At 75.7% G+C, this 13078-nt stretch carries 10 protein-coding genes; 8 read left to right on the forward strand and 2 right to left on the reverse strand.

Translation table 11 applies throughout. The features are described from left to right. Positions 1 to 153 precede the first annotated feature (153 nt). Positions 154 to 2427, reverse strand: a complete 2274-nt coding sequence (locus tag ACZ6PY_RS05105; RefSeq protein WP_466069313.1) for a DUF4153 domain-containing protein — start codon at positions 2425 to 2427, stop codon at positions 154 to 156. Between the two features lie 174 nt (positions 2428 to 2601). Between ACZ6PY_RS05105 and ACZ6PY_RS05110 the strand changes: the two genes are divergently transcribed. Next, positions 2602 to 3525 carry a lytic polysaccharide monooxygenase auxiliary activity family 9 protein gene (locus tag ACZ6PY_RS05110; protein WP_466069315.1) on the forward strand — a complete coding sequence of 308 codons (924 nt, stop codon included), beginning with the start codon at positions 2602 to 2604 and terminating at the stop codon, positions 3523 to 3525. Between the two features lie 10 nt (positions 3526 to 3535). Here the strand turns inward: ACZ6PY_RS05110 and mgrA are convergent, their stop codons facing one another. Next, positions 3536 to 4525, reverse strand: a complete 990-nt coding sequence (gene mgrA / locus ACZ6PY_RS05115; RefSeq protein ID WP_466069317.1) for an L-glyceraldehyde 3-phosphate reductase — start codon at positions 4523 to 4525, stop codon at positions 3536 to 3538. A 96-nt stretch (positions 4526 to 4621) separates the two neighbouring features. On the opposite strand from mgrA, the gene ACZ6PY_RS05120 reads away from it, so the two are divergent. The 7 genes from ACZ6PY_RS05120 (at position 4622) to ACZ6PY_RS05150 (ending at position 12724) form a co-directional block, all read left to right on the forward strand. Further along, on the forward strand, positions 4622 to 5644 hold the full coding sequence (locus tag ACZ6PY_RS05120; protein ID WP_466069319.1) for an aldo/keto reductase: 1023 nt from the start codon (positions 4622 to 4624) through the stop codon (positions 5642 to 5644). 5 nt (positions 5645 to 5649) lie between these two features. After that, complete coding sequence (locus ACZ6PY_RS05125; protein WP_466069321.1) at positions 5650 to 6147, forward strand: hemerythrin domain-containing protein; 498 nt, start codon at positions 5650 to 5652, stop codon at positions 6145 to 6147. A 58-nt stretch (positions 6148 to 6205) separates the two neighbouring features. Next, positions 6206 to 7456: a sensor histidine kinase gene (locus ACZ6PY_RS05130; RefSeq protein ID WP_466069323.1), complete on the forward strand. Its 1251-nt coding sequence runs from the start codon at positions 6206 to 6208 to the stop codon at positions 7454 to 7456. Next, positions 7453 to 8103, forward strand: coding sequence for a response regulator (locus ACZ6PY_RS05135; protein ID WP_466069325.1), 651 nt, complete (start codon positions 7453 to 7455; stop codon positions 8101 to 8103). The genes ACZ6PY_RS05130 and ACZ6PY_RS05135 overlap by 4 nt, the downstream gene beginning before the upstream one ends. A 76-nt stretch (positions 8104 to 8179) precedes the next feature. After that, positions 8180 to 9274, forward strand: coding sequence for a hypothetical protein (locus ACZ6PY_RS05140; RefSeq protein WP_466069327.1), 1095 nt, complete (start codon positions 8180 to 8182; stop codon positions 9272 to 9274). A gap of 58 nt (positions 9275 to 9332) precedes the next feature. Beyond that, positions 9333 to 10769, forward strand: a complete 1437-nt coding sequence (locus ACZ6PY_RS05145) for a magnesium chelatase (protein WP_466069328.1) — start codon at positions 9333 to 9335, stop codon at positions 10767 to 10769. A 2-nt stretch (positions 10770 to 10771) separates the two neighbouring features. Next, on the forward strand, positions 10772 to 12724 hold the full coding sequence (locus ACZ6PY_RS05150; RefSeq protein ID WP_466069330.1) for a vWA domain-containing protein: 1953 nt from the start codon (positions 10772 to 10774) through the stop codon (positions 12722 to 12724). Positions 12725 to 13078: the final 354 nt, after the last annotated feature.

A 13078-nucleotide genomic window follows, 5' to 3' on the forward strand; every position in this document is an offset into this window, starting at 1 on the left:
ACCTCCGCTACTTCGGTTGACGTTCGCGCAGCCGAAGGTAGGTGCGGTGTCGGTGTCCGCCGTGGCCCGCACGTGAGGGGCCGGTGAACGTTCACGGACGGGCCGGGTGCGCCCCCGGCCGGGCCACGGCGTGCCGCGGCCCGGCCGGCAGGGTCACCGGCGGGACTTGGGCAGGTCGAACTGGTCGGCCCGGCGGCAGTCCTTCGGGCCGCCGATCGCGCCCGGCCCGACCCGGTCGAGGGCCTGGCGGGCCCGGTGCCGGCCCAGGTTCCAGGCGTACCAGGGGTCGGCTTCCTCCAGGTCGTCGGCGATCCAGCTCAGCGTGCAGCGGCGCACCGGGTCGGGGAGCCGGGTCAGCGCGGGCGTCGCGTCGGCCGAGAGTGCCCGCAGGTACCACGCGTCGATCTTGCCGGTCTGCTCGTAGCGGAGTATGTTGCGCTTCGCCGCGTAGTCCTCGGGGTTCAGGACGGCCAGGCCGAGCAGCATCGCCACGGCCAGCGCGACGGTCGTGCCCGGGATCCACCGGCCCTGCCACCGCACGCCGGCCGCCAGGATCATCAGGAAGACCGCGCCGAGCAGCAGCTCGAACGCCATCACGAAGATCCGCTCGCCGGTGAAGCTGTAGACCTTCTGGTACGTCCACATCCGGGACAGCGCGGACACCACGATGACCACGCTGAGCGCGCTGAGCAGGCCCAGCAGCACGCGCAGCAGGTGGCGCTCGACCGGCCGCTCGCGGCTGGCCCAGCGGCTCACCCCGCCCAGCACGGCCAGGGTCAGCAGGGTGACGAAGAGGAGCTGCCAGAAGCCGCTGCGGGCGTACTCGGAGTAGCTCAACCCGGCGACCTTCTGCACGTGCCGCTGACCGCCGAAGAGCACGGTGAACTGCACGATCACGAAGCCGGCGAAGAGCAGCGTCAGCGCGCCGATGGCCGGCGCCCACTCCAGCGCGCCCAACCGGCGGCTGCTCGGCCGGTCCACGGTGGACAGGTCGGGCGGGGCGGCCAGCGTGTAGACCGCCGCGACGGCGATCAGGCCACCGACCGCGGCCAGGAAGACCCAGCGGAACACCGTACCGATGTTGATCTCGGGCACGATCGCGGTGAGCACCTCGGAGAAGGCCGCGTCGGCCGAGGCGAGCAGGCTGCCGAAGACCAGCAGCACCAGCACGGTGGCGACCACCGAGCCGGTGATCTTGCGGACCGTCCCGGCCTCCGGTGAGGCGGTGACGTGCCGCCGCACCCAGGGCAGGCCGCGGAGCGCCGCGAACGGCGTGGCGACCAGGCCGAACAGGATCGAGCGGACCAGCCGGCCGCCGACGATCGCCAGGGTGGCGCAGCCCAGTGCGCCGAGCACGCAGAACGTCACCAGCCACCAGGCGTTGCGGAACGCCAGCACGGCGAGCAGGACCAGTGCCGCCGCCGCCCACCCGCCACGGATCAGCCGCTCGGCGCGGGGCAGGCCGGCGGTGCGCCGGCGTACCGCGACCAGCACGCCGAGGGTCAGCGTGAGCCAGCCCAGGAACCAGCCGATGCCGACCCGGCTCAGCGGCACGAAGAACGCGGCGCCGAGTGCCCCGGCCAGCACGGCGAGGGGGACGGCCCGGCCGGTGGCCGGCTTCGGGCCCGGCCAGCGCGCGCCGAGGAACGAGGTGCGGGGGGTGCGAGGCCGGGGCGTCCAGCCGGGCTGGGGCGGGTAGACGCCCCAGGGCTGCATCCCGTGCCCCGGGTACGGCGGGGCGGCGGCCGGCTGCGGCGGGACGGCGGCGGCCGGCTGAGCCGGAACGGCGGCGGCCGGCCGGGCCTCGGCGGCGGCCGGTGTCGCCGGCGAGCCGGCCGGCGGAGCAGGGGCCGTCGAGGTCGCCGGGCCAGCCCCGGCCGTCGGTTCCGGCTCGGTCTCCGCCTCCGGCTCGACCTCCGCGGCCGGTGTCGGCCCGGCGCCCGCGCTCGGCGGCCCGGCGGAGGAGGGTGCCTGCGTGGGCGCATCGTCGGTCGCCGTAACGGCCTCAGCGCCACCGGCCGGGGACGCCGCCGCCGGGGGCGCGCCGGCGGGCGCCGGGCCGGTCGCCGAGGTCGTCGGGGTCGAGCCGGCCGTGGCCGCGACACCCGGGGTCTCGACGGCCGGCGGGGCGGCCTGGGTGGGCACGCCGGGCGCGGGGACCAGCAGCCGCGGGGCGGCCGGTTGTTCGGCGGACGCGGCCGGCTGGCCCTCCGCCACGGGCACCAGCGGCACGAACAGCGCGTAGCCGCGGGTGCCGGCCGGGACGACCACCGGGATCGCCCAGGCGGGCTGCCCCTCCGGGCCCGGCCACGGCACCGTGGGCGGCGCGCCCGCCACGTCGGGCACGACGAGCAGGTGCGGCGTGACGTCCGACCCGGCCGCCGGAGCGGGTCGGGGCGCCTCTGGCGTCTGTGGCGGCTCGGACACGGCTCGCTCCTTGATCGCGGGGTTTCGTCACTCTAGGGCCCACGCCGCTCCGCCGCCGCCCCGTCCAGCCGTTCGGTCAGCACGCCCGAGCCGGCCGTGGGGTCCGGCGCGCCGGACGCGCGGATCGAACCTTTGCCGCCCGGCGCCCGTACCAGTGCGCGGGAGGTCGATGACATGGCCGTACGCCGCACGCTCGCCGGGCTCGCCGCCGTCACCGCGACCCTGCTGCTCACCGGCGTGCCGGCGAGCGCGCACGGCGCCCCCACCAGCCCGTTGAGCCGGGCCGCCGCCTGCGGACCGGAGGGTGGCCGGGCGGACACGCCGGCCTGCCGGGCCGCGATCGCCGAGGGGGCGGCCGTGCGGGAGTGGGACAACATCCGGGTGGCCCGGATCGACGGGCGGGACCGGGAGCGCATCCCCGACGGGGAGCTGTGCAGCGGCGGGCTGTCGGCGTACCGGGGGCTGGACCTGCCCCGGACCGACTGGCCGGCCACCACGCTCACGGCCGGCGCCCGGTACACCTTCCGCTACCGCACCACGATCCCGCACAAGGGCACGTTCCGGTTCTACGCCACCACCGCCTCGTACGCGCCGACCCGGCGGCTGACCTGGTCGGACCTGGCGGAGAAGCCGTTCCTCACGGTCACCGACCCGCCGATCCGGGACGGCGCCTACCAGATGCCGGGGCGGCTGCCGGCGGGCCGCACCGGGCGCCACATCATCTACACGATCTGGCAGAACTCCAACACCCAGGACACCTACTACTCCTGCTCCGATGTGGTGTTCCGGTCGCCGTCCGGCGGGGCGGCGACCACGCCGCGTGCAGAGCCGTCGCCGCCGGCGAGCGCGGCGGCCCCGCGTACCGTGCCGAGGGCCGCGACCGGCGACGCGGCCGGCGACCCGGCGGCGGGGGTGCCGGTGGCGGCCGTGACCGACACCGGACGGTTCCCCCGGCCGCTCGTGGTCGGCGCGGCGGCCGGGGTCACCGTGCTGCTCGTCGTCGTGGTGGCGATGCGGTTGCGGCGGGCCGGCAGCGTGCCCGTGGGCCGGCCGTGCGGGGTCCGCAGTCACCGCGCCGGCCGCCGCCGGGTCTGGTGAGCGCCCGCCGTCAGCCCAGGTGGCGGTCGATCTCGGCCAGGTCGTCGGCGCCGAGGTCGAGGTTGTCCAGCGCGGCCACGTTCCCCTCCAGTTGGGCCACGCTGCTCGCCCCGATGATCAGGCTGGTCATGCGCGGGTCGCGCAGCGCCCAGGCCAGCGCGAGCTGGGCCAGGCTCTGGCCGCGCCGCTCGGCGACCGCGGCGAGCCCGCGGATGGTGGCCATCCGCTCCTCGCTGAGGTCGCTCTCGTTGAGGAAGACGCTGGTGCGCACCCGGGAGTCGGCGGGGATGCCGCCCAGGTAGCGGTCGGTGAGCAGGCCCTGCGCCAGCGGGCTGTAGGCGATGCAGCCCGCGCCGGCCTGCTCCAGGGTGTCCAGCAGCCCGTCGGCCTCGGTCCAGCGGTTGAGCATCGAGTACGACGGCTGGTTGATCAGCAGTGGGGTGCCCAGCTCGCGGAGGATCCCGGCGGCCCGGGCGGTCTGCTCCGAGTCGTAGTTGGAGATGCCCACGTAGAGCGCCTTGCCGGAGCGCACGATCGCGTCCAGCGCGCCCATCGTCTCCTCCAGCGGGGTGTCCGGGTCGAACCGGTGGGAGTAGAAGATGTCGACGTAGTCGAGGCCCATCCGGCGCAGCGACTGGTCCAGCGACGAGATCAGGTACTTGCGCGAGCCCCACTCGCCGTACGGGCCGGGCCACATCAGATAGCCGGCCTTGCTGGAGATGACCAGCTCGTCCCGGTACGGCTTCAGGTCGGTGGCGAGCAGCCGGCCGAAGTTCTCCTCGGCGGCGCCGGGCGGCGGGCCGTAGTTGTTGGCCAGATCGAAGTGGGTGATCCCGAGGTCGAAGGCGCGCCGGACGATGTCCCGCTGCCGCTCGTACGGGCGGTCCGGCCCGAAGTTGTGCCACAGCCCGAGCGAGATGGCGGGCAGGCGCAGGCCGCTGCGGCCGGTGCGCCGGTAGATCATCGAGTCGTAACGGTCTTCGCTGGCGAGGTAGGTCACGCCTCCGACCCTAGTCCGGGGCCGCGCCCAGGCCGGCGCGGAGGTGGGCCGCCGGAACCGGCGTGCGGTCCCGCCCGCTTGGGTAGCTTCGAGTCCATGCGCTACGTCCCGCTCGACACCCCCAAGCCCATCTCCAAGATCGGCCTCGGCACGTGGCAGTTCGGCTCGCGCGAGTGGGGCTACGGCCCCGACTACGAACGCCGGGCGGCGCAGATCGTCCGGCGGGCGCTCGACCTGGGCGTCACCCTCTTCGACACCGCCGAGATCTACGGCTTCGGCCGCAGCGAGCGCATCCTCGGCGCGGCCCTCCGACCACTCCAGCACGGCGCGTCGGACGCCGCGCTGCCACCCGGAGCAGTCGTCGGCGACGACCGGGCCAGGGTCGTGGTCGCCAGCAAGGTATTCCCGGTGCTGCCGCTCGCCCCGGTGGTGCAGCAGCGGGCGGTCGCCTCCGCCGCCCGGCTCGGCGTCACCGGCATCGACCTCTACCAGGTGCACCAGCCCAACCCGGTGGTCGCCGACACCACCACGATGCGCGGCATGCGCGCGCTCCAGGACGTCGGGCTGGTCGGCGAGGTCGGGGTCAGCAACTACACGCTGCGCCGCTGGCGGTTCGCCGAGGCCGCGCTGGGGCGCCGGGTGCTGAGCAACCAGGTCCGCTACAGCATGGTCGACCGCCGCCCCGAGGAGGACCTGATCCCGTACGCGGAGCAGGCCGGCCGGATCGTCATCGCGTACAGCCCGCTGGGGCAGGGCTTCCTCTCCGGCCGCTACGACGCCCGGAACCCGCCCGCCGGGGCGATCCGGCGGGCCAACCCGTACTTCCTGCCGGAGAACCTGGAGCGGGGCACCGAGCTGATCGCCACCCTGCGCGAGGTCGCCGGCGCGCACGACGCCACGCCCAGCCAGGTCGCCCTGGCGTACCTGCTCCGGCACCCCAGCGTGGTGGCCATCCCCGGCGCGTCGAGCGTCGAGCAGGTGGAGCGCAACGCGGCCGCCGCCGAGATCGACCTGGCCGACGACGAGTACGCCGCGCTGGCCACCGCCGCCCACGCGTTCCGCCCGGTCACCGGGCTGGCCGCCGTACCCAAGCTCATCCGCGCCCGAACCCGGAAGTGACCACCATGGACGACATCACCGCACTGATCCTCGACGACCACGCCGCCTTCCGCCGCGGCTTCGCCCGGCTGGACGACGCCCGGGACCCGGCCGAGCTGCTGGCCGTCTGGGAGGCGCTGGCGCTGCACCTGGACATCCACGCCGAGGCGGAGGAGGCCATCCTCTACCCGCACCTGGTCAAGCACGGCGACGACGGCGCCGAGGAGACCGAGGACGCCATCGGCGACCACAACAAGATCCGCGACGCCGTCGCCGAGTCCAAGCTCCACGAGGTCGGTTCCGACGCGTGGTGGGCGGCCGTGTGGCGGGCCCGCCGGGAGAACAGCGAGCACCTGGCCGAGGAGGAGGACGAGGCGCTGCCGGACTTCCGCCGGCACGCGAGCGTCGAGCTGCGGGCCGAGCTGGGGCAGCGCTGGCTGACCTTCTACGGCGAGCACAAGAACGGGCGCAACCTGCCGTTCCGCGACAAGGACCCGCAGCGGTACGTCCAGGACCACCGCTGACCGGATCTCCCCGTCTCGGGGGAGTCGGCGGGCCGCTGCCGGGCGGCAGAATGACCGGGTGACGGTCCCGGGCGTGCTGGCGCCGCTGGTGCGCGGGAGCACCTGGCGGCGCGCCGTGTTCCTGCTCCTCGGCGGGGTGCTCGCCCTGCCGTACGCGCTGCTCGCGGCGGCGTTCGCGCAACTGCTCGGCAACGCCGACGTGCCCCGCCCGGTCGGCGGCGGGCTGCTGCTGGTCGCCGCCGGGCTCGCCGCCGTGCCGGTGTTTCTCGCCGGCAGCCGGGCACTGGAGATCGCCGCCGCCCGGGCGCTGCTCGCCGTCGACCTCCCCGATCCCGCCCCGGGCCACCGGATCGACCGGGAGACCCGGGTACGCGCGGCGCTCTGGATCGCCCTGCACCTGCTCACTGGCGCAATGGTGCTGTTCGCGGCGATCAGCGCGTTCCCCATGGCGCTGGTCTTCCTCGCCGGGCTGGCCGGCGTGGACACCGGCGCCACCGCCGAGGACGGCTTCGGCCCGTTCGACCCGGGCCGCCCGGTCGTGGCGGGACTGGCCGGGCTGGCCCTGCTGGTCGCCCTCGGGTACGCGGTCGCGGGGCTGGGCGCGCTCGCCGCCTCGATGGCGCCCGTGCTGCTCGGCCCGGCGCAGGCCGAGCGGATCGCCGCCCTGGAGGCCCGGTCCGCCCGGTTGGCCGAGCGCAACCGGCTGGCCCGGGAGCTGCACGACTCGGTGGGGCACGCGCTGACCGTGGCGACCCTCCAGGCCGGGGCGGCCCGGGAGCTGCTCGACAGCGACCCGGAGTTCACCCGCCGGGCGCTGGGCGCCATCGAGGAGACCAGCCGCCGCGCGATGGACGACCTGGACCACGTGCTCGGGCTGCTCCGGGAGACGGCCGACGGGCGGGCACCGGCGTCCACCGCGCCGCAGGCCACCCTGGACGGGCTGGACCGGCTGGTCGCCGACACCCGGGCCGCCGGCCTGGCCGTGGACTCCCGGGTCAGCGGGACGCTCGGTGGCCTGCCCGCCGTGGTGTCCCGGGAGGGGTACCGGATCGTGCAGGAGGGCCTGACCAACGCGGCCCGGCACGGCCGCGGTCCGGTGCGCCTGCGGGTGGCCGTACCCGACGGTCGCCTGGAGATCGAGCTGGTCAACGCGCTGCGCGGCACCACCGGGCCGCGTGGCGGCGGGCGCGGGCTCGACGGCATGCGGGAGCGGGTGCTGCTGCTCGGCGGGCAGCTCGCCGCCGGCCCGGACGGCGACCGCTGGCGGGTCCGGGTCACCCTGCCGGCACCGAGAGGGGAGACCGGGTGACCATCGACGTGCTGATCGTCGACGACGACGAGCTGATCCGGGTCGGCCTGCGGGCGATCGTGGACGCCCAGCCGGACCTGCGGGTGGTCGGCGAGGCCGCGGACGGCGCGGAGGTGCCGCCGCTGGTGGCCCGGCTGCGACCCCGGGTGGTGCTCATGGACGTCCGGATGCCGTCCATCGACGGCATCCAGGCCACCCGGCGGCTGCTGGCCGCCTCCGCCGACCCGCCCCGGGTCCTGGTCGTCACCACATTCGCCAACGACGAGTACGTCTACGAGGCGCTGCGCGCCGGCGCGAGCGGCTTCCTCCTCAAGCGGGCCCGCCCGGCCGAGGTGGTGGAGGCCATCCGGGTGGTGGCCGCCGGTGAGTCGCTGCTGTTCCCGGCGGCGATCCGCCGGCTCGCCGGCGCGTACGGCGGCCGGGGCGGCGACGCGCTGCGCGCGGCCCGGCTCACCGAACGGGAGGGCGAGGTGCTGCGGCTGATGGCCGCCGGGCTGTCCAACCCGGAGATCGCCGAGCGGCTGGTGGTCGGCGTGGAGACGGTCAAGACGCACGTCGGCAACGTGCTGGCCAAGCTCGGGGTGCGGGACCGGACCCAGGCGGTGATCGCCGCGTACGAGTCGGGATTCGTGGTCCCGACCGGCTGAGGAGTCCCTCCCGTGGGGGAGGCGGTCCACCCCGGCGCGGGAGGGATCCGGGGGCCGACCCGCCGACGCTGAGAGCATGACGACAACCACCGATTCCCCACCCCGCCGGGCCGCCCGGACGCGGCTCGACCTGGCCGCACCGCTCGCCGCCGCCTGGCTCGGCGGCTGGGGCGTTCTCGCCCTGCTCTCGACCCTGACCGGCGCCGGCTACCCGTTCGGCGCCAACGACCCGCACGGCGGCGACGTCAGCCTGCTCCGGCTGCTGCCGGTGGACGTCGGCGCCCCGCTCTTCGCCGGGGTGCTGCTGCTGGCGGCCGTCGCGGCCCTGGCCATGAGCGGCCCGGCGACGGTACGCCGGCCCGGCCCGCCCCGCGCGCTGCTGCTCGGCTACGGCTGGACGGTCGCGTTCGCGCTGACCGTGGTCGTCCCCGACGCCCGGGTGCTGATCGTGCTCGGCTACCTGCCGATCCTGCTCGTCGGCGCGCCGTTCGGCTGGCCGCCCGTCGACTACGGGCAGATCTTCGACTGGCCGCTGGCCGCCCGGTGCGCCGCCCTCGTCGGGGGCGTCCTGCTGGCCGGCGCGCTGCTGCTCTGGCAGCGCCGGACCGCCGGCGCCTGCCCGGCCTGCGGCCGGGACGACCACGAACGCGGCTGGACCACGCCCGCCGCGGCCGCCCGCTGGGGACGCTGGGCCGCGTACACGGCCGCCGTCATCCCGTTCGCCTACGCGGTCACCCGGTTCGCCTGGGCGGCCGGCATCCCGCTCGGCATCCCCCGGGACTTCCTCGCCGAGATGCGGGAGACCGGGCTGGTCTGGGCCGGCGCCGGGCTGGGCGGCTTCGCCACCGTCGGGGCGATCCTCACCCTCGGGCTGGTCCGCCCCTGGGGCGAGCGGTTCCCCCGCTGGCTGCCGGGGCTGGCCGGCCGGCGGGTGCCGATCAGGCTGGCGGTCGTTCCCGCGGCGCTGGTGGCGCTGTCGGTGACGGCGGCCACCCTCGGCCTGATGAGCAACGCCGAGTTCTGGCACCTGACCGGCGGATTCAGTCTGGCTTCCGCGCCGATGCTGCTCTGGCCCCTCTGGGGCGTCGCGCTCGGGGCCGCCACCCTGGCGTACCACCTGCGGCGGCGGGGCGCCTGCGCCCGCTGCGGGCGGCCCGTCGCCCGTCCGTGACGGTCCGGCCAGCTCCGAAGGCGGCGCGCGGTCACCCGACCGAGATAGCGTTGGTCGGGTGACTGCGCCCAACCAGGTTCCCCCGGCCCCGCCCGCCGACCTGCCCGGCACGCTCGGCGAGCTGCGGGCCGCCGGCCATCGCCACCGCACGGTCAAGCAGGAACTCCGTGACAACCTCCTGGCCCGGATGCGCGCCGGCGAGGAGCGCTTCCCCGGCATCGTCGGCTACGGGGACACGGTGCTGCCCGAGGTCGAGCGGGCCCTGCTCGCCGGCCACGACATGGTGCTGCTCGGCGAGCGCGGCCAGGGCAAGACCCGGCTCATCCGCTCGCTCGGCGCGCTGCTCGACGAGTGGACCCCGGTGATCCCCGGCTCGGTGCTCAACGAGCACCCGATGCACCCGCTCACCCCGGCGTCCCGCGCCCTGGTCGCCGAGCGCGGCGACGACCTGCCGATCGGCTGGCTGCACCGCTCGATGCGCTACGGCGAGAAGCTCGCCACCCCGGACACCAGCGTCGGCGACCTCATCGGCGACGTCGACCCGATCCGGCTCGCCCAGGGGCGTACCCTCGGCGACCCGGAGACCATCCACTTCGGACTCGTGCCGCGCACCAACCGGGGCGTCTTCGCCGTCAACGAGCTGCCCGACCTGGCCGAACGCATCCAGGTGGCGCTGCTCAACGTGCTGGAGGAGCGGGACATCCAGGTCCGCGGCTACCAGCTCCGGCTCCCGCTGGACCTGCTCCTCGTGGCCAGCGCCAACCCGGAGGACTACACCAACCGGGGCCGGATCATCACTCCACTCAAGGACCGCTTCGGCGCGGAGATCCGCACCCACTACCCGCTCGACCTGGAGCTGGAACTGTCCCTGATCCGGCAGGAGGCCGACCTGGTCGCCACCGTCCCGGAGCACGTGCTGGAGGTGCTCGCCCGCTTCGCCCGCGCCGTCCGGGAATCACCGTCGGTGGACCCGCGCTCCGGCGTCTCCGCCCGGTTCGCCATCGCCGCCGCCGAGACCGTCGCCGCCGCCGCGCTGCGCCGCGCCGGCCTGCTGGGCGCCGCCGTCCACGAGGCACCGGTCGCCCGCGTCGGCGACGCCGTCTCGGTGACCTCCACGCTGCGCGGCAAGGTCGAGTTCGAGAGCGGTGAGGAGGGGCGGGAGATCGAGGTCCTCGGCCACCTGCTGCGGACCGCCACCGCCGAGACGTTCCGGGCCCGACTGGCCGGGCTGGACCTCTCCGGATTCACCGCGCTGGTCGCCGAGGGCACCGAGATCGAGACCGGCGAGCTGGTCTCCTCGGCGGAGCTGCTCGGCCAGGTCGGCACCGTTCCCGGGCTGGCCAAGGTGCTCGACCGGCTCGGCCTCGGCGACGCGCCCACCCCCGAGGAGGCCGCCGCCGGGATCGAGTTCGTCCTGGAGGGGCTGCACCTCACCCGCCGGCTGGGCAAGGACGTCACCGAGTCCGGGCGCACCGTCTACGGCGGCCGGGGCTGACCGTGGCCGGCAACCGGTTCCGGTACGGGCAGTGGCGCGGCGGGCCCGACCCGCTCGCCCCGCCGTACGACGTACGCGCCGCGGTGGACGCGGTCGGCTCGGAGGTCCTCGCCGGCGGCAGCCTGCGGGAGGCGCTGCGCGACCTGCTGCGGCGCGGCCCGCAGGGGCGCGGCGGCCTGGACGACCTGGCCGCCCGGGCCCGCCGGCTGCGCCGGGAGGCGCTGCGCCGGGGCGACCTGGACGGCGCGGTGACCCGCGCCCAGGCGCTGCTCGACCAGGCCCTCGCCGCCGAGCGGGAGGAACTGCGCGGGCGGGACGGCGACGACGCCCGCTTCGCCGAGGCGGTGCTGAACAACCTGCCTCGCTCGACGGCCCGCGCCGTCGAGGAGCTGTCCGGGTACGACTGGGCCAGCGACGAGGCCCGCGCCAGCTACCAGCGGATCCTCGACGGGCTGCGCGGCGAGGTGCTGGAGCAGCGCTTCGCCGGGCTGCGCGACGCGGCACGGGCCGCCGGCGACCCGGCCACCCAGCGGCAGCTCGCCGAGATGATGAGCGACCTCAACGACCTGCTCGCCCGGCACGCCCGGTCCGAGGACACCACCGACGCGTTCGCCGAGTTCATGCGCCGGCACGGCGAGTTCTTCCCGGAGCAGCCGAAGGACGTCGACGAGCTGATCGACGTGCTGGCCCGCCGGTCGGCGGCCGGGGAGCGGCTCATGCGGTCGCTGTCCGACCGGCAGCGCGAGGAGCTGGCCGGGCTCATGCGCCAGTCCCTCGGCGAGCAGCTGGCCGGGGAACTGGCCCAGCTCGACGAGCACCTGCGGTCGCTGCGCCCCGACCTCAACTGGCGCCGCGGCGAGCGGATCCGGGGCGACCAGCAGCTCGGCTACGGCGAGGCCACCGGCGCACTCGGCGAGATCGCCGAGCTGGACGAGCTGCTCGACTCCCTCGACCAGGACCACCCGGGCGCCACGCTGGACGACGTCGACGTCGAGGCGGTCGCCCGGACGCTGGGCCGGGACGCCGCCGACGACGTACGCCGGCTGCAGGAGCTGGAGCGTGAGCTGCGCCGGCAGGGCTGGGTGACCCGGGACGCCGAGGGGCTGACGCTCAGCCCGAAGGCGCTGCGCCGGCTCGCCGGCACCGCCCTGCGCCGGGTCTTCGCCGACCTGACCGCCGGGCCGCGCGGCCAGCACGACCTGCGCTCCGCGGGCGCGGCCGGCGAGGTGAGCGGCGCCTCCCGGCAGTGGGAGTACGGCGACGAGCAGCCCCTCGACGTGGTGCGCACCCTCACCCGCGCGGTCCGCCGGGCCGGCCCCCGGGTGCCCGTGCAGCTCGCCGTCGAGGACTTCGAGGTCATGGAGACCGAGCGGCGCGCCTCGGCGGCCGTGGCGCTCTGCGTCGACCTGTCGTACTCGATGATCTCCCAGGGGCGCTGGGGGCCGATGAAGCAGACCGCGCTGGCCCTCTCGCACCTCATGGCGACCCGCTTCCCGCAGGACGCCCTGCAGATCATCGGATTCGGCCGGGAGGCCATGCCGCTGACCCAGCAGGAGCTGGCCGCGGTGGAGCCCGACATGGAGCAGGGCACCAACCTGCAGCACGCGCTGCGGCTGGCCGGGCGGCACCTGCGCCGGCACCCGGGCGCCGAGCCGGTCGTGCTCGTGGTCACCGACGGTGAGCCCACCGCCCACCTCGACCCGTCCGACGGCGAGGCGTACTTCCACTGGCCGCCGCTGCCGGAGACCATCCAGGCGACCATCCGCGAGGTGGACAAGCTGACCCGGTACGGGGCCACGCTGAACCTGTTCATGCTCGGCGACGACCCGGGCCTGCGCCGGTTCGTGGACGCGGTGGCCCGGCGCTCCAAGGGCCGGATGTTCACCCCCGACCTCGACGACCTGGGCGAGTACGTCGTCTCCGACTACCTCCGCGCACGCCACGGCCGCCACTGATCGTTCCCTGCTGCTGTTCGCAGTGAGGCCAGGTCGGTGGGGGATCAGGGCTCGGGTCGTCATCCCGGCACGGGTGGCGGGCGGGTGCTCCATGCCCGCCTTTGCTCTGCAGCCATCGCCGCAGCGGGCACGGAGCGTAGGTGGTGCGTGGATGGCTGCAGAGCAAAGCGGGTCGGGCTGGGTGGGCGGGTGGCTGCGTGGCCTGTGGATGGGGCTGGGGCGGTCGCGCCGATCCAGCCAGGTCGTCACGTTGCGCCGACACGGGCGGTGAGCCTGGGACGAATGTCCGGTTCATGCCTGGCTTGCGGCGGTGAGTGGAGCGCTATGGCTGTCTCCGGGGTCCGGATACCTCCA

This window comes from Micromonospora sp. NPDC048907, from assembly GCF_055586885.1.

Bases quoted from the DNA above. Each gene is read 5' to 3' on its own strand.
- ACZ6PY_RS05110 (WP_466069315.1), top strand. From the start codon at position 2,602: ATGGCCGTACGCCGCACGCTCGCCGGGCTCGCCGCCGTCACCGCGACC.
- ACZ6PY_RS05120 (WP_466069319.1), top strand. From the start codon at position 4,622: ATGCGCTACGTCCCGCTCGACACCCCCAAGCCCATCTCCAAGATCGGC.
- ACZ6PY_RS05125 (WP_466069321.1), top strand. From the start codon at position 5,650: ATGGACGACATCACCGCACTGATCCTCGACGACCACGCCGCCTTCCGC.
- ACZ6PY_RS05140 (WP_466069327.1), top strand. From the start codon at position 8,180: ATGACGACAACCACCGATTCCCCACCCCGCCGGGCCGCCCGGACGCGG.